This is a genomic window from Candidatus Saccharibacteria bacterium oral taxon 488, assembly GCA_013099015.1.
GTDB lineage: Bacteria > Patescibacteriota > Saccharimonadia > Saccharimonadales > Saccharimonadaceae > Nanosynbacter.
Window position 1 is genome coordinate 425,674 of record CP039998.1, and the last position, 16,045, is coordinate 441,718.

Here is a 16,045-nt window from a genome sequence, read left to right on the forward strand (position 1 = left end):
TTGGTGAGACAACTTGCCATCGCCTGCTACCTCCGTAGCCCCACAGCCGTTTGGACGCGGAGCAAGGTTTCGTTGGCGACGACGCTCATGGCGTGCTCGCTGGATTCTAGCTTACTTTCAATTGCCTGCTTATCAACTGCCGCCAGACGCGCCTGGAAATTCGCCAAGAATCCTGCCACTTCATCAGCCACAATTCGTTTGAAATCGCCGTAGCGCTCCATGCCAGCGTATTCGCTGATGGTTTGCTCCAAGCTGACGTCTCGCCCGGAGTCTTGGCGTACCAGGGTCAAGATTTCCAGTAGATTGGAAATGCCCGGTTGGTTGTCGCGGTCGTACTGCACTGTGCCCAGTGAGTCGGTGGTGGCGCTCATGATTTTTTTGTGCGCTGCCTCTGGCTCGTCGCCAAGGAAAATGACGCCCTTGCCACTATCGTCGGATTTACTCATCTTTTTGGTTGGGTTGACCAGATCTTTGATTCTCAGGCCTTGGTCGTTGCCGAAGAATTGATGCTGCTGGGCGACTGGTTTGGGCACGATGAATAAGTTGCCAAATCTGCGGTTCATCCGCTCGGCGATGTCGCGGGTGAACTCCAAGTGCTGCGTTTGGTCGTCGCCGACTGGCACGTAGCTGGCGCCGTAAAGCAAGATGTCGGCGGCCATCAGGACCGGGTAGTTGAACAGGCCGACGGAAATCTGATCGCCGTGAAGCTTGTCGGATTTATCCTTAAACTGCGTCATTCGGCTCATTTCGCCAAACCCGGTGAAGCAGTCTAGAATCCACGCCAGCTCGCTGTGGGCTGGGACGTGGCTTTGGCGGTACAAATGAATGGCCTCGTTGTCCAGCGGTAGCCCCGCGGCGGTATAAATCCGGGCGTTGCTGAGAATGCTGTCATACAACTTGCTGTGGTCGATTGGCGTGGTAAAGCTGTGTAGATCCGGGATAAACAGATTGATATCAAAATCGGCCGAGCGGCGCTTCGACATATCGACAATCGGCAAAATGGCGCCAAAATAATTGCCAATGTGAATATCATTGTTGGCGCGCACGCCAGTGAGGATGACGGGTTTGGATGGTTTCATTGTATTCATTATAACACTCCTTTGGTGGTTAAGTAACGTAATAAAATGTTCATTGGGTCAATGGTGTTTGGTTTTTCGGCGAAGGCGCAGGATAGTTCGGTGCAGCCTAATAGTGCCGGCGGACTGCTGGGGTAATTATTGATATAGTTTGCTGCGTTTGCCTGCTCGGATTGGGTTATTATTGGTATTTTATCCAGCGCTGACTGAGATATTGTTTGCCCAGAAATTACTGCGCGAATTATCACTTCCAGCGCTTGTTCTTCGTCCTTATCCGGCGTTAATACGGTTACTCCGGCGGCTTTCAACGGCTTGTCATATAGTCCAGTGCGGATGGTCGTCGGCGACGCTAGCAATCGAATTGTTTTATGATGGCGGCTAACGTAATCAATTGCGGCATCCACCATGGAAGTTATGCGAATATTCAGCTGCCGTTCAATATCTGGCTGTAGTAAATGCGCGGTATTGCAGGCAATTATGATAACATCGTCCATCGACGCGCCAATGTTTTTCAGTTCGTTTATGATAATTTCCAAGGCTTCGTTGCGCCGCGATTCGTTGGCGATAAAATCAGGAACTGGCAGCGACAAATGAACTATATGCGGAAAATCTGCGCCATCCTTCGCGCCGTTTGCCAGCGCCTGCTGAATCATCCGCCGGTGTAGTTCCAGGCTTGCCTGCGGCCCCATGCCGCCGATGGTAATTATTCTTTGTTTCATAATTCCTCCTTTGGGTTATATAAAAAAGACCGCGCGCGGCCTCTAGTCATGGTTGGTATTTTCAGAAGGAAATTTACGAACAATTCAATAAGCCGCGGCGAAAACGCGTGCTTTGCCAGGCGGTGCTGATGAATTGCCGTTTTATGGTCATGGGGTGATTATAACGCCAACGGCTAAAATCCGCAAATATTCTATAAAACAGCTCGCTTGGATATGCGCCAAACCCATAAAATGATGTAAATAGATAAACCGATTGAAAATAAGAGCGAGAGGACAGCCATCGGATTTGCTTTCCATAATATTGTCCATGTTGGCGGCGAAACGATAAATTCTACCATTGCTAAGAACCCGATTTTAGTATAAATATGCAGCGATTCAGCCAGACAAACAGCGAAACCGATTACCGTGCCGAGTATAGAGGCTGAGATTAATAAAATGATATCAAGGAGCGGCGGTCTTTCTTCCTGGGTTATGAAACTATATATTAGGTAGACGATGCCCGCGCCGATGGGCCCAGTTAAATACGACACGTAGTTCCACCGCCACAGCAGCAGCCATAGGCCAATTATCATGGGGATACCCAGTAAAAATGCTAATAAAATACCAATCCAGCGCGGGCGGTGTCTACGCTGTAGATTATAATATGGAGGTTCTTGGTTCATGCTATTTAGTATAGCATTTGACAGGAAGTATATGGTTTGGATTGGAGGATTATTTATCTGGCGGCTGCGCTTGGTCTAGGATATTCGACAGTTCGCTAATAAGTTCGCGCAGTTGAGGATTGCGCAAGATTGCTCGGCGGGTGGCTGGCGTCCAAATGAGCGTGCGGGAGCGTAAGGTTTCTGCCAGCGTTTCGCCCGACGGCGTCAGTAGACCCTCTTTATCCAATTGGAACAATTCAGGCAGTAGCGCGTCGCAAAGCAGTGCCAGCGGCGCTTGCGATCGGGCAATGATTCGATCATGCTTATCGACCGGCATAGAAATTGGGTTAAATCCTAATTGCTGCAAATGGCTGGCTGCCGCCTCGGCATTTGGCTGGTCGCTGGCGACAACCGCTCGCTGAGCGCTATTCATTAGCAAATGGACGACGGCAGCTTTCTGGTCAAGCTGATCGTTAAATCGGCGGCTGGTGTCCATAACGCTATCGTGTAAAATTATCAGTCCCCTTACGGGCGATACGATAAAATTTTCCAAGGGCGCGCACACATGGATAATTTCACAATCGGATAATTCTTCTACGCTAGTATGGCGGTCGGCTATGTCAAATTCGCGGACTAGAAAGCCGTACTTTTTAGCGCGCCGTACCAATTGCGAACCCAAATCGCCCAGCGAACCGATAACGCCGATGGTTTGTTTTGCTGCTGTCATGCGGTCTCCTTTGACTTTATGGGGATGACTTATGTTGTTAGTATACGCTACTTGGCATCGCTATACAGATTTATTGATACGATAGTCTGGGCTTGGACCCGATCTCAATTATAGATCATTTTCTTAATCTTTTTGTGCGACTTGTAGATTTTGACGGATACTCGCCCGCAAAGTGCTGCTTGATTAGTCCGGACAAACGCTCAGCGTATGTATCCGTTATTTCGTGTCCCTGCATGGTCATTGACCGATGGGCGATGTTCTTATGCTCTTTGGCTAGTTTCTTCAAATTCCGCTCAACGATCAGTGGGTCGAGCTTGCCAGACAGAATAGTGATTGGCAGTTTCAATTGTGATATATCAGCCATCGTGGTTTGATTGATAATTGCGGCGTTTAGAGCGGTCAGGAAGGATTTAGCAGTAATTTTGTCGGCCTTAAATCCCGCGTCGGGCCATATATTATGTCGGTCGGCAAACTGTAATAGACGTTTTGAGCTCCTCGGATGCTTGTTGATAAGGCTATATAGGGCCCGTAATATTTTTTCTGGATGATGGATTTTCTCGTCAATCTTAGGGTGATATATTGGCGGGCTGCATAGGATTAGTGACTGAGCTAATTTTGGATATTTTTTAGCGAGCTCTACGGCGGCCAGCGATCCCATAGAGTGGCCAATGACGATGTCAAGATGAGTGATTGATTCGTGGCGTAGCGTAGCGGCGATGCTGGTGGCCTGGTCGTGAGCGTTGTATGATTTCCAGTCGGGTTTTGGTGAATTGCCAAATCCTAGCATGTCAATGGCGATAACTTGCGTATCTCTGGGCAAATATGGTTCTAGCGGTTTCCAGGTACGCCACGATGTGCCCAGCCCATGGATAAGTAGAATGGTAGATTTTGGGTTATCTGGGCGACAAAAATAATGCACATTCAGGGTGTACGGGACGCGCAGCCAGCGGTGGATTAATCGATCAAACATTATATTAGTATACTATGAAAATACTCCGCCTGCACATGAGACGGAGTATTTTTGATAGTTGGTCCCTCCTCTGTTTTAACGCTTGGAGAATTGTTCGCGCTTGCGGGCGGAACGCAGACCGTATTTCTTGCGCTCTTTCTCGCGTGGGTCACGCTTGAGCAGCTCAGCCTTCTTCAGGACTGGGCGCAGATCAGCGTGAGCGGCCGTCAATGCTTTAGCGATGCCAAGCTTGATGGCGTCAACTTGACCAGCGAGACCACCACCTTTGACCAAGATGGTAACGTCGTATTCCTTCTGCTTGCTGACGATAGCTAGTGGATCGGTTACTTCGGCGAGCAAGGTTTTGTTGCCATCCAAGTACTCAGCGGCTGCTTTGCCGTTGATGGTGATGGTACCCTTGCCAGGAAGCAAGCGAACGCTTGCTGAGGCACTTTTGCGTCGTCCCAAGCCGTAGAAATAGGTATCAGTAGCCATATTACTTTACCTCAACTTTCTCTGGGGTTTGTGCTGTGTGAGCATGCTCGCTGCCGGCAAATACGCGGAGGCGCTTGAGGCGCTCTGCTTGCAATTTGTTCTTTGGCAACATGCCTTTGACAGCTTCTTCAATAATTCGTTCTGGGTGGCGTTCACGCATTTCTTTGAACTGCGTTTCTTTGATGCCGCCTGGGAAGCCACTGTGACGGTAGTAGTACTTGTCAGTTTCCTTGTAGCCAGTAACGACAGTGTTTGCGGCGTTGATAACTACGACGTAGTCGCCACCATCAACGTGTGGTGTGTAGGTTGGCTTGTATTTACCGGTCAGGTATTTAGCAATTTCAGTTGCCAAACGTCCGAGTGGCAGTTCACTTGCATCAAACAATACCCAGCGGCGAGAAACGTCAGATGGTTTTTGTGAATAGGTCTTCATCTTATTTCTCCTCCTTTGGCATTGGTTTGATGTCGTCGACAAACTCGATGATTGCCATTTGCGCGCCGTCGCCAACACGTAGGCGGGTGCGCTCAACGCGAACATGTCCGCTGGTGCGACCGCTCAGCTGTGGGGCAATTTCATCAACTAGTTTGTAGGCAGCAGCGCGAGTGCTGAGTGCTGTGATCACCTGGCGGCGGCTTGCCAAATCGCCCTTCTTCGCCTTGGTGATGATTTTTTCAATGTGGCGCTTCAGCTCTTTGGCTTTCGGCAAGGTGGTCTCGATTTTGCCGTGCTCGACCAGGCTGGTTGCCAGGCCCCTCAGCAAGGCTCGTCGTTGATCACGCTCACGGCCGAACTTGCGCCCTTGATATCCGTGTCTATGCATAGTTAAAACTCCAACTCCGCCATCTTGTCACGTACTTCATCCAGCGCCTTTGAGCCAAAGCCTTTCAATTCTCGCAAATCTTGCTCGGTCAACGTCACCAGGTCGCGAATGGTGCGGATTTCATTGTTAATCAGCGCGTTGGTGGTGCGGGCACTGAGGTTTAATTCTTCGATCGACATGTCAAGTTCCGAATCATCCGACTCGTCGTTGCCCAGTGCTGGCGCACCAGCCACCACAGTCGAGCCTGCCAGTGCGCTGTATTGGCTGACGAGGATAGCCGCTGCCTCTTCAAATGCTTCGCGCGGTGTCAATGTACCATCAGTCTCAACCGTCAGCGCCAGCTTCTCGAGGTTGGTCTCGTCGCCAACGCGTGTCGAGTCAACCTTATAGCGAACGCGCAGCACCGGTGTAAAGATAGCATCGAGCGCAATCATGTCGGAGTGCAATCGATTAGTACTCGACTCCTCGATCGTCTGATAGCCACGGCCAGCTTCTGCCACCAAGTCCATGATGACGGTCTTGTTCGGATCATCGATGGTAGCGATGATGTGGTCTGGGTTAACAACTTCTACTTCGCCGTTTGCTTGGATGTCGCCAGCGGTGATAACACCACCAGTTTTTTCCAGACGCAGCTCAACTGGCTCGTCAGTGTGAACGCGGAGTCGCACACCCTTTAGGTTCAGCATGATGTCAACGACATCTTCTTTGACGCCCTCGACGGTGGTGAACTCGTGTGTCGCACCCTCGATACGAAAGGCAACGATCGCGCCGCCGCGAATGCTCGAGAGCAGCACCCGGCGCAAGGAGTTGCCAAGCGTATTGCCATAGCCGGCGTGCATCGGCTCAATCAGAAAGGTCGCACTGGTCGCAGAGGTGTCATCAACGCTCGCGAGTGCTGGATTGTAAATTGCTTTTGCCATAATTCTTCCCTAACCCTTCTTTTATCGTGAGTAATACTCAACAATTAATTGCTCGTTGATGTCAGCTTCTGCTTCCTCGCGCTTTGGCAGTCCAGTCACTTCAATCTTCAGCTTCTTGCTATCGCTCTTCAGCCAGCTCAGCGGGCCTTGGATTGAATTATTGATCACATCATCAATCCGCGTGAAGTACTCAGATTTGGTACTCTTTGGACGAACGGTGATAACATCACCAGCCTTAACACGAATCGATGGGATATCGACGCGGCGGCCGTTTAATTCAAAGTGACCGTGGCTGACCAACTGGCGGGCGGCGCGGCGCGATACGGCGAACCCAGAGCGATACACCACGTTATCCAGCCGGCGCTCCAGCAGCTTCAATAGGTTCTCGCCTGCCAAACCTTCTTGGGCGCGAGTTGCTTCATTCATCAGGCGCGCAAATTGCTTTTCAACCAAACCATACAGGCGGCGAACTTTTTGCTTTTCGCGCAGCTGCGTAGCATACAGACTTGGCTTACTTTGGCGGCCGTGCGCGTGCTGGCCTGGGATGCCAGATTTTCGCGCCAAAACCTTATGTGCTTTTGGATGAAGCGCATAACCTTCGCGGCGGCTTTGCTTGACAATCGGTGAATTATCTCGTGCCATAATTATGCCCTCCTTGCCTTTCGTGGACGAACACCGCCGTGAGGCACGCCAGTTACGTCCTTAATGCTTTCTACTGAGATGTCGAAAGCGCCAACCGCACGAATAGCGGCGTCACGGCCCAAGCCGACACCTTTGACGAAAACGTCAACTGATTTCAAACCATACTGAGTTTTCGCAGCTTCAGCAGCTTTCTCAGCGGCAACCTGTGAAGCATAGGCGGTGCCTTTTTTGCTACCACGGAAACCACATGCACCAGCTGATGAAGCAGTCAACACGTTGCCCTTCTTGTCAGAAAAGGTAACAATGGTGTTGTTAAATGTTGCTTGAATATGCAGCTGACCAGCTGGGACTGATCGGCGCTGCTTCTTCTTGGTAGATTTTGCGTCTGCCATTTCTTAGTCCTTTCTTTAGGTCTTACTTGCTGCTTTTGGTTGTGTACCGCCCACGGCGATGGCGCGACCCTTGCGAGTTCGTGCATTCGTACGAGTCCGCTGTCCGCGTGTCGGCAGTCCTGCTTTGTGGCGAAGACCGCGATAGGCGTTGATATCCTTCAAGCGCTTAATATTATTCGTTACCAAGCGCTGGAGATCACCTTCGACGGTGTATTCGCTGTCGATAATTTCGCGAATCTTGTTTTCTTCAGCCTCGGTGAGATCTTTCACCCGAGTGGTCGGCTCAATCTTAGCCGCCGCAAGGATGCTCGAAGCGTGCTTTGGCCCAATCCCATAAATATAGGTGAGCGCAATTTGCACCTGCTTCTCTGTTGGGATAACTACCCCAGCAATTCGAGCCATGCTTAACCCTGCCTTTGCTTGTTCTTAGGTTTTTTCTTGTTGATGACGCGCAGGCGGCCTTTGCGGCGCACTAGCTTGTCACCTTTCTTGGGATCTTTGTCGATCTTCTTGACACTTGCACGAACTTTCATAAAGTGCTCTGAAATCTCCCTTCCCGAGTAAACCCGAGATTATCGTTAGTATTATGACGAGCGCCGCGTGTTTCGAACCGCGTGCGCTGGTCGCTCCTCCTTGAGGCGAAAGACGATGCGACCCTTTGTGAGATCGTAAGGAGTCATCTCGACTTCCACCCTATCACCAGGCACCAGGCGGATGTAATTCTTGCGCATCCGTCCCGAAATGTGCGCGATGATACTATGGCCATTCTCCAGTTCCACCCGAAATTGGGTATTAGGCAGTGCTTCCACCACCTTACCAATCATCTTGATGACTTCCTTTTGACTCGCCATAAGTTACAGTTGTCAATTATACCGTATCGCCTTGGCGATTACAAGAGGGACGAGCGTCGTTTTTTCGACTTTTTCTTGGTCAGTTCGTCTGGGTCAAAGTCGTCATAGGTGACCATTAGGGCGCGCGAGTTGAGCTGACGCAGTGACTCGAGGCCGACTGAGACCACAATGAGCAGACCAGTACCACCGATTGACAGACGTGAGCCACTAATCGCCGCCAGGTGATACATCAAATATTCAGCGACAAACGGCAAGATGGCGATGATACCGAGGACGATTGAGCCGAACAAGATCAAGCGATTGACGGTGCGCATCAGATATTTCTCGGTTTGCTCGCCCGGCCGAATACCCTCGATGAAGCCGCCCTGCTTTTGCAGATTCTCGGCGATTTCGTTGGCGTTAAAGACGATCCCGGTGTAGAAATAGGTAAAGGCAATAACCAGGAGGAAGTACAGCGTTGGGTAAATGAACGCCTCCCAGGTACTGCCGGTAAAGGAGCCTGGGTTTGGCGCCTGAAACCACGTGATCAGGGTGTTGGCGGTGTTTTGCAGGTCTGGATTGCCCGAGGCCTTCATGACTTGGCCGATGAATTGCGGCAAGCTGAGGAAGGCAACGGCAAAGATGACCGGGATGACGCCAGCAGCGATCAGCTTGACCGGTAGGATGCTCTTGATACCGCCGTAGCTGGAGTTGCCATGAACGCGCTTGGCGTAGTTGATGGTAATGACGCGCTGGGCTTCGTTAATTTTTACCAAGAAGTAGAGAACGATGAGTGAGGCGATAGCCATGATCACCACCAGCCAAAAGACGGTTGGATTCACTGGCAGAGTAAACCAGTTAAAGACGTTCAGCCCGCCAGCCGCAGTGTTCCCAAGTGACGAAATGAGTGAGCCGAGCATCTGCGGGATCTGGCTGATGATACCAGCGAAAATCAAGATAGAGATACCATTACCGATACCCTGCTCGGTGATCAATTCACCCAGCCACATGAGCAGGACTGATCCGGCTGTCATCGCCGTCACGCCAACTGTCCACTCGAGCATCGTTGGATCACTCAGCGTGGTCGTACCGCCAGCTAGCACTGTCTGGCGCAACAGGAAGATAAAGGCGATTGACTGGACGATAGCCAGTGGGATGGTCAGTCGCCGCGTCCACTGCTGGATCTTGCGCCTGCCTGATTCACCGTCCTTGTGTAGCTCCTCGAGCTTTGGAATGGCCTTGGTGAGCAGCTGGGTGATGATACTAGCGGTAATGAATGGACTGAGTCCAACCAGCACTAATGAAAAGCTCGCCAGTGCACCACCTGAGAGCAAGTTCAAGAACCCGCCGAGGTCAGTCTGCCCCAGCGCCGCTGCCAGCGCCGTTTTCATCTGTGTCGGATTCGCCAGCGGCACCGGAATATGCGCCAGCATCCGATACACCACAATAATGCCCACCACAATGGCCAGGCGTTTCTGCATATCTTTATTTTTCAGCGACCGGAAAATTATTCTCCAATTCATGTTTTAGCCCCTCATAGTCACTAACAATTCTTAACTCTGTTAATTATACATGACCGCGGCCAATATTTCCATACTAAAAACATAAAAGCACATGCGCTATAATTGAATTAATACAATAATGCAAGATTGAGGTGTCATATGCAACAACGTCCCGAAACTCCAGTAACTCCATCGCCAATGCCGCAGCTAAGCCCAGAATTACCGCCACATTATCCGCCAAAGAAAAGTAAGCTATGGCTGTGGATTACGCTGGCGATTGTCGGCGTGTTGGCGATAGTCGGGATTATCATAACAATTATTATTGTGTCGAATAACTCCACTTCTTCAGCTGATACAACAACTTCACGTCAGCGAGCGACCAAGCCTGATAAGAATAATGACAATGGGGAGGATGAAGACAATCAGCAAGGCTCATCTGCGGAGACCACAAAGTGCCTAACGTCTGCGGATTTTCGGAGATCTGGCTATACGCACGTAAAGGATGGCTATTTTGTGTTAGAGGACGGCAGGTTTAAGTTTCGTAGCATTCTCTTCAAGCCAGATTCAACGCAATACCAACGTGGAACTTCCAACGTTGAAATGGCTAAGCTAGGGGTGCTTTACAAATTTAATACTGATAGCAATTTTCGATTGAACTGGTCCCTAATGAGACGGGTGAGGGCTCAAAGCTGGCTTTGGAGCGTACCGATAAGATTAAGCACGATTTGGTATCTAATGGAATTCCAGAGCGTAAGATTACTGTTTCTGATCCAATAGTCGCCACCCATGATGCTAGCGATGATACGGCCAACAGGCGTGTAACGATTTATTTCGTTGCACCGCAGAAATGTAGCGAAAAATAATTCGGCGCACCAAGACAAAGGAAAATCCCCTTCTCTTACAAAGGGGATTTTCTAGTCGCTAAAGAAAATTATCTTTCCTCGGCTTCTTTCATGCTTTGGTGCAGTGGTGTAGCGACTTTCTCAAACGAGCCGCCAGTTTTTTCAATCGCTTTAACGACTGAAGCAGACGCAGCTTGTACTTTCAAGTCAACCTTAGCTTTCAATTCACCGCGAGCGATCACCTTGACCGTGTGGAACGGCGTGGCGATGTAGCCTTCGGTAAACAGCAGCGCGTTGTCAACGGTTTTGCCGTCAAAGGCGTTCAGGTGATCCAAGTAGACTACCTGAGCTGGCGTGCGCAAGCTCTTGAAACCGCGAGCTTTTGGCACAGCCTGAGCCAATGGGCGCTGACCACCCTGGAACATGGCGCGAAGCTTTTTACCAGTGCGGGCGTTCTGACCCTTGGTACCGCGACCAGCAGTTTTACCCTGGCCAGCAGCGATACCGCGACCAACACGTTTTTTATTCTTGTTTGCTGAAACTTGGAGATCGTTGTATTTCATTACTTAGCCTCCTTTTTAGCAGCTTTTTTGACTGGCTGAGCGTTGAGCCATTCTTCGCGCGGAACCAATGATTTCAATGCTTCAATGGTTGCGTAGGCGATGTTCACCTTGTTGGTTGAACCAAGCGATTTGGTCAGCAAGTTACGGACACCAGTTACGCCGATGATCTGTCGCACCACACCACCAGCGATGATACCAGTACCAGGAGCGGCTGGCTTGATCAGCACGCGGGCACCCGAGAACTTGACTTCGCTGTCGTGCGGAATGGTCTCGCCACTGAGCGGCAAGGTGATCAAGTGCTTCTTGGCAACTGAGGTTGCCTTGGCGACAGCAGCCTGTACGTCGGCACCCTTAGCCACACCAACACCAACCTTATCTTTGCGGTTGCCGACAACCACCAACGCCTTGAAACGGAAGCGGCGGCCACCCTTCACCACGCGGGACACGCGGTCAATGTTGATTACCAATTCTTCAAACTCTTTTGGTGCGTCATCACGCACATTTCGCCGGTCATCGCGGCGACCACCACGCGGACTGCGAGGCCGGCGGCCTTCTGCGCGTGGGGTAGTATTTGCAGCTTGCTCTGCCATACTAGAACTCCAATCCTTCTTGGCGCGCAGCATCAGCCAATGCCTTCAAGCGACCAGCGTACTGGCGGCCATTGCGGTCAAAGACCACTGCGCTAATTTTACTTTTCTTTGCTTTCTTGGCAATTTCGGTACCGATGGCAGCACATTTTTCGCTCATCGTACCTTTTGCTTTGGTGCCAACGGTGGTTGCGGCAGCCAATGTTTTGCCTGCGACGTCGTCGATCAGCTGAGCACTGACGTGCAGGTTGCTGATGGTAACCGTCAGGCGTGGGCGCTCTGCAGTGCCTGAAACCTTGGCGCGAACGCGGTTTTTGCGAAGAGCGCGGTTGAGTAATTTCTTGTTCTCAGTCATGATTACTTACCTGTCTTTCCTGCTTTGCGCAAAATCTGCTCGTCAGCATACTTGATACCCTTGCCCTTGTATGGTTCAGGTTTCTTCAGCGCGCGGATTTCCGCAGCGACTTGGCCGACTTGCTGTTTATTGATACCGCTAACGATGATGGTCATCTTTTCATTGGTAACGGTGATACCCTCTGGGGCTTTGTATTTGACTGGGTGTGAAAACCCTAACGCCATTTCCAGCTCATTGTTGCTGGAGCTCACGCGGAAACCGACACCATTGACCTCCAGACGCTCCTCGTAGCCCTTGGTTACGCCGATTACCATGTTGTTGATCAGCGCGCGCATCAGACCGTGCTGGGCGCGAGCAGTTTTGGACTCATCCTTGGGATGAACCGTGACTTGTCCGTCTTCGACTTTCACCTCAACTGCTGGCGTGATGAATTGTGTCAATTCACCTTTCGGGCCCTTTACGACCACATCACCAGAGTCAACCGTGATTGTCACACCGGCCGGAATAACCACCGGCAGTTTTCCGATTCGACTCAGACTCATTACTCACCTTTCGTGTGATTTGATATTAACCCTGGTATTTTAGCATAGATTAGGGGTGAAATGCAAGGTATAAGCACGATTCAACTCTCGGGGACTTTGCCTACTTTTGAGGATCAGTCCCAGCGGCGTTTTTCAAGAAGTCGAACATACGGATGGCCTTAGTGCTGAGTCTCGAGACGGTTTCAATTTTTCCTCCGGCACCCATCAGTTCATCGCGCCATATCTGCTGACGCTCTTTCATATCTGCCTCTAGCCCGTAAAAGCTTTCCAATACCTTTTCTTCCAAACCGCCAATTTCCTGGATAGATATTGTATCAGTTGTAATCTGGATACCCGCTTCATTCAGCTGATCGGAGAGTTCCTCGTTCACAGATTCTGTTAGACCCGATAATACACGTGCAGCCCTCCTAAGTCCGTCAATTGTTTTGGCGGTAGCGGGCTGTGCGTCATTGTAGCCGACAATTCCATGCTCGTAGCTGCGCCCCATTCCCTTACATTTGAACTGACTGAGAGGCATTCCCTCCAGATAGGTGCCGAAGGTTAAGTCATATGTAGCGCCATCTCTATCGTGACTCACATCTACTGACGAACCTGCTACTAGATTAAATTCGCGCACCTCCTCAGGCTCCTCTTTGAGCAGCCTGTCTAAGCCATATGACTTAACATCTAAACCCTTGAATACAAGATCATGATGACTGTTTGCGCAATGACGGGCGAAGGTATTCTGAAGTGATAGCATATGCTCCGTCGGATCACCATTGATCACATCCAGCTCACGATATGCTTCGCCTATGGTTGAAAAATCCTCCGAAAGGCCGTACGGTCGAATTTTCTTGGAGTCAAATATTGTTTGCCATAGTTCAGTCCGTTTCTGGAAAAGATCATCATAATAGCCATGAATGGCGTTCATCTGGTCTATTGTCAGCATCCCGACGTTTAATCCTGGACCCAATGTATTCACGATAGCAGTAGCACTGAGACGATTTGTCGTATCAGTATGATCAATTGGTCTTTCATGTATCTCAAGACGGCTGTCTTTGTCGTTTGGTTGTGTTAACTCGTGCATGTGCTATTCTCCCAAAGAGTGAAAACTCCACTTTAATACAAATTATCTAGCCTCTCAATTATACTATATGTGTGCCGTATATCAATATATACACAGTGCCGGTTTATGCTAAAGCTTTACTGACTAACCGCAAATTATTTTGGTAGTTTACTTACCCATAGGCGTGTATCATGAGGCCATCGTAAGTGTGCTAATATATGCTTGTGATCTCAAAATACCTCATCGCAAAAATAAGCTTCGTCGTCCTTTCCGTATCCACGGTACTACTGTATATTTTGGCGCGCAATGGAACGATGACTGCGATTTTTGGGCCGATGCTAGCCTATGTTGTATACCTGCTCAATTTTGCACTGCTTATCGCGTCCATACTTTTCTACATCTGGCAGCGTGCTCACAAAGACACGCCGCAGAAGGATCGCTTGGAGGCACTCGAGACATATACGCGACTAGATAATGACGGCCTGTTGATTAGTAGCGCGGTAACTATTATTGAGATCGAGGCGGACAGTTTTTGGCAGCTCAAGGAATATGGCGAGACGATCACTATACCTATCAACACCATGAATCCGCTGCGCCTGCCACCGGTGGGCACACGGGCAACATTCGCGCCGATTGGTAATAAAGACAATCGAGTCATCGGCGTGATTACCGAGATAACAAACGGAAGAATGACGGTCGCACTGGCACCAATAACCAAGCCCAGTAAACCAAAACTCACCGCCAAAACCACGACGTCCAACTGAGCGGTATCAGCATGAGCAAGGACGCTATCGCTAGCGTGATGTACGCCCCCAGTGCCGGCCGCGTCAGCTGTGGTGTATCATAATGATACACCCGCCGCAGCTCATAATAATCCCACAAACGCCATGCACAAATCGTTAATAAAACGGCAGAAATGAGCGACAGCATCCCACTAAGCTCAAAATGATATGTTTGATTACTAAAGTTAACAACAAACATGAACTCCGCCGCCGCCAAACACGACCACCATCGCTTATCTCGTTTCAATCCCATTACCGCTACACAAAATCCCAACGGAATGATCAATCGCACCACCGGCGTGTAGTCAAAAAACAGCTGCGTGTAATATTCAATCGGATATTTATTATTGCCTGCAGCCGCCATCAACGCACCTACGCCATAAAACAATGTTAATAACACGACGCCAAACACAAACAGCCGCAACATATCGTTATAGAACACATCTCGCAGTGTGATAACGTCAGTTTTAGAAGTAGCGGGAAGCTTCAGAAATGGGATCATTTTTAGCTACCGTTAGTCCGTGAACACGTCCTTATGATTTTTCATAAGAATATCGTAGTTTGCGAGGCGAGTACGTGTCAAGACAACGGGGCGTTTAGCCGAGAGACTACTTCTCTTTTACCTCGCACCGGCCGTTTTTATCCCCATCCTTGGACTCGCAAGTGACGTAGAGACCCTCACCGTTAGCTACCCTGTGATTAGGGGTGTAGCCTACCGCATCCCAATCCTTCTTTGTACCGCCACAGCCGACAGAGAATTTAATCTTGTCGCCTATGACAACAGGTAGATTTTTAATATCAACGACTGACCGGTCGCTAGTCGGAGCGGTTTTCACCCAACCAGATTCTAGTGTTTCCTCATTCGCTCGTTCCACCCACGCACCAACAAACTCCCCACCATTAGCACAGGTAAATTGCCCGCCAATAGTGACGATGTCTCCCTCTTTAGGCGTAGTCTTTGTCGGACGCGAAGTTGGTTCTGACGGGGACGGCGTCACAGTTTCAGTGACGCGTACAGTTTGTGTCGCTCGTGGCGTCTCGGTCGTTTGCGGATGCCTGTTCGTCGTGGTCACGGTAACAGTCGCTGGGGCTGGCCTGGCGTCCAATCCCGACAGGCCGCAGCCAGAGGCAAACAATGCCACTACGCCCATAAAGCTAGCTAGCGGTCGGTGTAAAACGTTACCAATTTTTCCGCTGATAGTGAATTCTGGGGATTCTGGGGATTCATGAGTCATGGTTATTCCTTTCTTGTGGTTGATTATCTAGTAAAGTCGTCGAATATTATTGCGTCGTAGAAATATGCCGCGAGACCGGCCGCAGCAATTTCATTAGGTGTAGCGCTGCCATTTTTGCGGTTCTGGTTATGTACATTGCGGATTTCCTGCTCTAACCTTTTTCCGACCCTAAGCCCTAACTTCTCCTGACCGGTATCCCTGGCCTGCTGAAGCCTCAACTGCCCTGCTTCTTGTTTTCGCGCTAAACTAAAGCGTTTTGCGCTTAGTTGATCTATCATCTGGCTAATTCCGTCTATCTCATGAGCAAGCTCTAGCCCAGAGCGTATTCTTTGTAGACCAGCGATACTACTGTTAATCGCACACATACTATGAGGGACATC

Annotated in this window: 25 protein-coding genes; 2 read left to right on the forward strand and 23 right to left on the reverse strand. The window is 50.0% G+C overall.

Annotated features, from left to right (window positions below):
• Nucleotides 1-26: 26 nt before the first annotated feature.
• From trpS to secY, 15 genes are all read right to left on the reverse strand, one after another.
• On the reverse strand, nucleotides 27-1,088 hold the full coding sequence (gene trpS, locus FBF29_02210) for a tryptophan--tRNA ligase (protein ID QJU07506.1): 1,062 nt from the start codon (nucleotides 1,086-1,088) through the stop codon (nucleotides 27-29).
• Nucleotides 1,088-1,795 (reverse strand): aspartate/glutamate racemase family protein, encoded by a 708-nt coding sequence (locus FBF29_02215; GenBank protein ID QJU07507.1) that lies wholly within the window; start codon nucleotides 1,793-1,795, stop codon nucleotides 1,088-1,090. Before FBF29_02215 ends, trpS begins: the two co-directional genes overlap by 1 nt.
• 191 nt (nucleotides 1,796-1,986) lie before the next feature.
• Nucleotides 1,987-2,457 carry a solute carrier organic anion transporter gene (locus FBF29_02220; GenBank protein ID QJU07508.1) on the reverse strand — a complete coding sequence of 157 codons (471 nt, stop codon included), beginning with the start codon at nucleotides 2,455-2,457 and terminating at the stop codon, nucleotides 1,987-1,989.
• A 49-nt stretch (nucleotides 2,458-2,506) separates the two neighbouring features.
• Nucleotides 2,507-3,163, reverse strand: coding sequence for a hypothetical protein (locus FBF29_02225; protein ID QJU07509.1), 657 nt, complete (start codon nucleotides 3,161-3,163; stop codon nucleotides 2,507-2,509).
• 115 nt (nucleotides 3,164-3,278) lie between these two features.
• Nucleotides 3,279-4,133, reverse strand: a complete 855-nt coding sequence (locus FBF29_02230) for an alpha/beta hydrolase (GenBank protein QJU07510.1) — start codon at nucleotides 4,131-4,133, stop codon at nucleotides 3,279-3,281.
• Between the two features lie 75 nt (nucleotides 4,134-4,208).
• Nucleotides 4,209-4,607, reverse strand: a complete 399-nt coding sequence (gene rpsI, locus FBF29_02235; protein QJU07511.1) for a 30S ribosomal protein S9 — start codon at nucleotides 4,605-4,607, stop codon at nucleotides 4,209-4,211.
• A gap of 1 nt (nucleotide 4,608) precedes the next feature.
• The gene (gene rplM, locus FBF29_02240; protein ID QJU07512.1) at nucleotides 4,609-5,040 is read right to left on the reverse strand and encodes a 50S ribosomal protein L13; all 432 of its coding nucleotides are present in this window, start codon (nucleotides 5,038-5,040) and stop codon (nucleotides 4,609-4,611) included.
• 1 nt (nucleotide 5,041) lies between these two features.
• Nucleotides 5,042-5,428, reverse strand: coding sequence for a 50S ribosomal protein L17 (locus tag FBF29_02245; GenBank protein ID QJU07513.1), 387 nt, complete (start codon nucleotides 5,426-5,428; stop codon nucleotides 5,042-5,044).
• 2 nt (nucleotides 5,429-5,430) lie between these two features.
• A complete protein-coding gene (locus tag FBF29_02250) occupies nucleotides 5,431-6,348 on the reverse strand; it encodes a DNA-directed RNA polymerase subunit alpha (GenBank protein QJU07514.1) in 918 nt (305 codons plus the stop codon).
• A gap of 21 nt (nucleotides 6,349-6,369) precedes the next feature.
• Nucleotides 6,370-6,990: a 30S ribosomal protein S4 gene (rpsD, locus tag FBF29_02255; protein QJU07515.1), complete on the reverse strand. Its 621-nt coding sequence runs from the start codon at nucleotides 6,988-6,990 to the stop codon at nucleotides 6,370-6,372.
• A 2-nt stretch (nucleotides 6,991-6,992) separates the two neighbouring features.
• Nucleotides 6,993-7,382 carry a 30S ribosomal protein S11 gene (gene rpsK, locus FBF29_02260; GenBank protein ID QJU07516.1) on the reverse strand — a complete coding sequence of 130 codons (390 nt, stop codon included), beginning with the start codon at nucleotides 7,380-7,382 and terminating at the stop codon, nucleotides 6,993-6,995.
• Between the two features lie 15 nt (nucleotides 7,383-7,397).
• Complete coding sequence (rpsM, locus tag FBF29_02265; GenBank protein ID QJU07517.1) at nucleotides 7,398-7,784, reverse strand: 30S ribosomal protein S13; 387 nt, start codon at nucleotides 7,782-7,784, stop codon at nucleotides 7,398-7,400.
• 2 nt (nucleotides 7,785-7,786) lie between these two features.
• Nucleotides 7,787-7,915, reverse strand: a complete 129-nt coding sequence (locus tag FBF29_02270; protein ID QJU07518.1) for a 50S ribosomal protein L36 — start codon at nucleotides 7,913-7,915, stop codon at nucleotides 7,787-7,789.
• A gap of 51 nt (nucleotides 7,916-7,966) precedes the next feature.
• A complete protein-coding gene (gene infA, locus FBF29_02275; protein QJU07519.1) occupies nucleotides 7,967-8,233 on the reverse strand; it encodes a translation initiation factor IF-1 in 267 nt (88 codons plus the stop codon).
• A gap of 38 nt (nucleotides 8,234-8,271) precedes the next feature.
• A complete protein-coding gene (secY, locus tag FBF29_02280; GenBank protein ID QJU07520.1) occupies nucleotides 8,272-9,735 on the reverse strand; it encodes a preprotein translocase subunit SecY in 1,464 nt (487 codons plus the stop codon).
• Nucleotides 9,736-9,873: 138 nt separating this feature from the next.
• Here secY and FBF29_02285 point away from each other — a divergent pair, with 138 nt between their 5' ends.
• Nucleotides 9,874-10,491, forward strand: coding sequence for a hypothetical protein (locus FBF29_02285; GenBank protein QJU07521.1), 618 nt, complete (start codon nucleotides 9,874-9,876; stop codon nucleotides 10,489-10,491).
• A 154-nt stretch (nucleotides 10,492-10,645) separates the two neighbouring features.
• Here FBF29_02285 and rplO read toward each other — a convergent pair whose 3' ends face one another.
• From rplO to FBF29_02310, 5 genes are all read right to left on the reverse strand, one after another.
• On the reverse strand, nucleotides 10,646-11,119 hold the full coding sequence (gene rplO, locus FBF29_02290; GenBank protein ID QJU07522.1) for a 50S ribosomal protein L15: 474 nt from the start codon (nucleotides 11,117-11,119) through the stop codon (nucleotides 10,646-10,648).
• A complete protein-coding gene (locus FBF29_02295) occupies nucleotides 11,119-11,709 on the reverse strand; it encodes a 30S ribosomal protein S5 (protein QJU07523.1) in 591 nt (196 codons plus the stop codon). Before FBF29_02295 ends, rplO begins: the two co-directional genes overlap by 1 nt.
• A gap of 1 nt (nucleotide 11,710) precedes the next feature.
• Nucleotides 11,711-12,061, reverse strand: coding sequence for a 50S ribosomal protein L18 (locus FBF29_02300; GenBank protein ID QJU07524.1), 351 nt, complete (start codon nucleotides 12,059-12,061; stop codon nucleotides 11,711-11,713).
• 2 nt (nucleotides 12,062-12,063) lie between these two features.
• Complete coding sequence (locus FBF29_02305) at nucleotides 12,064-12,597, reverse strand: 50S ribosomal protein L6 (protein ID QJU07955.1); 534 nt, start codon at nucleotides 12,595-12,597, stop codon at nucleotides 12,064-12,066.
• 106 nt (nucleotides 12,598-12,703) lie between these two features.
• Entirely contained in the window at nucleotides 12,704-13,669 is a 966-nt protein-coding gene (locus FBF29_02310) for a hypothetical protein (protein QJU07525.1), read from the reverse strand.
• A 197-nt stretch (nucleotides 13,670-13,866) separates the two neighbouring features.
• Between FBF29_02310 and FBF29_02315 the strand changes: the two genes are divergently transcribed.
• The gene (locus FBF29_02315) at nucleotides 13,867-14,412 is read left to right on the forward strand and encodes a hypothetical protein (protein QJU07526.1); all 546 of its coding nucleotides are present in this window, start codon (nucleotides 13,867-13,869) and stop codon (nucleotides 14,410-14,412) included.
• Here the strand turns inward: FBF29_02315 and FBF29_02320 are convergent.
• The 3 genes from FBF29_02320 to FBF29_02330 form a co-directional block, all read right to left on the reverse strand.
• Entirely contained in the window at nucleotides 14,384-14,932 is a 549-nt protein-coding gene (locus FBF29_02320; protein QJU07527.1) for a hypothetical protein, read from the reverse strand. The genes FBF29_02315 and FBF29_02320 overlap by 29 nt on opposite strands.
• A 106-nt stretch (nucleotides 14,933-15,038) precedes the next feature.
• Nucleotides 15,039-15,665, reverse strand: coding sequence for a hypothetical protein (locus tag FBF29_02325; GenBank protein QJU07528.1), 627 nt, complete (start codon nucleotides 15,663-15,665; stop codon nucleotides 15,039-15,041).
• Nucleotides 15,666-15,688: 23 nt separating this feature from the next.
• Nucleotides 15,689-16,030 (reverse strand): hypothetical protein, encoded by a 342-nt coding sequence (locus tag FBF29_02330; GenBank protein QJU07529.1) that lies wholly within the window; start codon nucleotides 16,028-16,030, stop codon nucleotides 15,689-15,691.
• Nucleotides 16,031-16,045 lie beyond the last annotated feature (15 nt).

What these genes read in the sequence shown, in the direction of transcription:
- rplM (QJU07512.1), bottom strand. Translation starts at nt 5,040, where the DNA reads ATGAAGACCTATTCACAAAAACCATCTGACGTTTCTCGCCGCTGGGTA.
- rpsD (QJU07515.1), bottom strand. Translation starts at nt 6,990, where the DNA reads ATGGCACGAGATAATTCACCGATTGTCAAGCAAAGCCGCCGCGAAGGT.
- FBF29_02215 (QJU07507.1), bottom strand. Translation starts at nt 1,795, where the DNA reads ATGAAACAAAGAATAATTACCATCGGCGGCATGGGGCCGCAGGCAAGC.
- FBF29_02320 (QJU07527.1), bottom strand. Translation starts at nt 14,932, where the DNA reads ATGATCCCATTTCTGAAGCTTCCCGCTACTTCTAAAACTGACGTTATC.
- rplO (QJU07522.1), bottom strand. Translation starts at nt 11,119, where the DNA reads ATGAAATACAACGATCTCCAAGTTTCAGCAAACAAGAATAAAAAACGT.
- rpsI (QJU07511.1), bottom strand. Translation starts at nt 4,607, where the DNA reads ATGGCTACTGATACCTATTTCTACGGCTTGGGACGACGCAAAAGTGCC.
- FBF29_02250 (QJU07514.1), bottom strand. Translation starts at nt 6,348, where the DNA reads ATGGCAAAAGCAATTTACAATCCAGCACTCGCGAGCGTTGATGACACC.
- FBF29_02245 (QJU07513.1), bottom strand. Translation starts at nt 5,428, where the DNA reads ATGCATAGACACGGATATCAAGGGCGCAAGTTCGGCCGTGAGCGTGAT.
- FBF29_02230 (QJU07510.1), bottom strand. Translation starts at nt 4,133, where the DNA reads ATGTTTGATCGATTAATCCACCGCTGGCTGCGCGTCCCGTACACCCTG.
- FBF29_02225 (QJU07509.1), bottom strand. Translation starts at nt 3,163, where the DNA reads ATGACAGCAGCAAAACAAACCATCGGCGTTATCGGTTCGCTGGGCGAT.
- FBF29_02295 (QJU07523.1), bottom strand. Translation starts at nt 11,709, where the DNA reads ATGGCAGAGCAAGCTGCAAATACTACCCCACGCGCAGAAGGCCGCCGG.
- FBF29_02270 (QJU07518.1), bottom strand. Translation starts at nt 7,915, where the DNA reads ATGAAAGTTCGTGCAAGTGTCAAGAAGATCGACAAAGATCCCAAGAAA.
- FBF29_02315 (QJU07526.1), top strand. Translation starts at nt 13,867, where the DNA reads ATGCTTGTGATCTCAAAATACCTCATCGCAAAAATAAGCTTCGTCGTC.
- infA (QJU07519.1), bottom strand. Translation starts at nt 8,233, where the DNA reads ATGGCGAGTCAAAAGGAAGTCATCAAGATGATTGGTAAGGTGGTGGAA.
- FBF29_02220 (QJU07508.1), bottom strand. Translation starts at nt 2,457, where the DNA reads ATGAACCAAGAACCTCCATATTATAATCTACAGCGTAGACACCGCCCG.
- FBF29_02330 (QJU07529.1), bottom strand. Translation starts at nt 16,030, where the DNA reads ATGTGTGCGATTAACAGTAGTATCGCTGGTCTACAAAGAATACGCTCT.
- FBF29_02285 (QJU07521.1), top strand. Translation starts at nt 9,874, where the DNA reads ATGCAACAACGTCCCGAAACTCCAGTAACTCCATCGCCAATGCCGCAG.
- FBF29_02325 (QJU07528.1), bottom strand. Translation starts at nt 15,665, where the DNA reads ATGACTCATGAATCCCCAGAATCCCCAGAATTCACTATCAGCGGAAAA.
- secY (QJU07520.1), bottom strand. Translation starts at nt 9,735, where the DNA reads ATGAATTGGAGAATAATTTTCCGGTCGCTGAAAAATAAAGATATGCAG.
- rpsM (QJU07517.1), bottom strand. Translation starts at nt 7,784, where the DNA reads ATGGCTCGAATTGCTGGGGTAGTTATCCCAACAGAGAAGCAGGTGCAA.
- rpsK (QJU07516.1), bottom strand. Translation starts at nt 7,382, where the DNA reads ATGGCAGACGCAAAATCTACCAAGAAGAAGCAGCGCCGATCAGTCCCA.
- FBF29_02300 (QJU07524.1), bottom strand. Translation starts at nt 12,061, where the DNA reads ATGACTGAGAACAAGAAATTACTCAACCGCGCTCTTCGCAAAAACCGC.
- FBF29_02310 (QJU07525.1), bottom strand. Translation starts at nt 13,669, where the DNA reads ATGCACGAGTTAACACAACCAAACGACAAAGACAGCCGTCTTGAGATA.
- trpS (QJU07506.1), bottom strand. Translation starts at nt 1,088, where the DNA reads ATGAATACAATGAAACCATCCAAACCCGTCATCCTCACTGGCGTGCGC.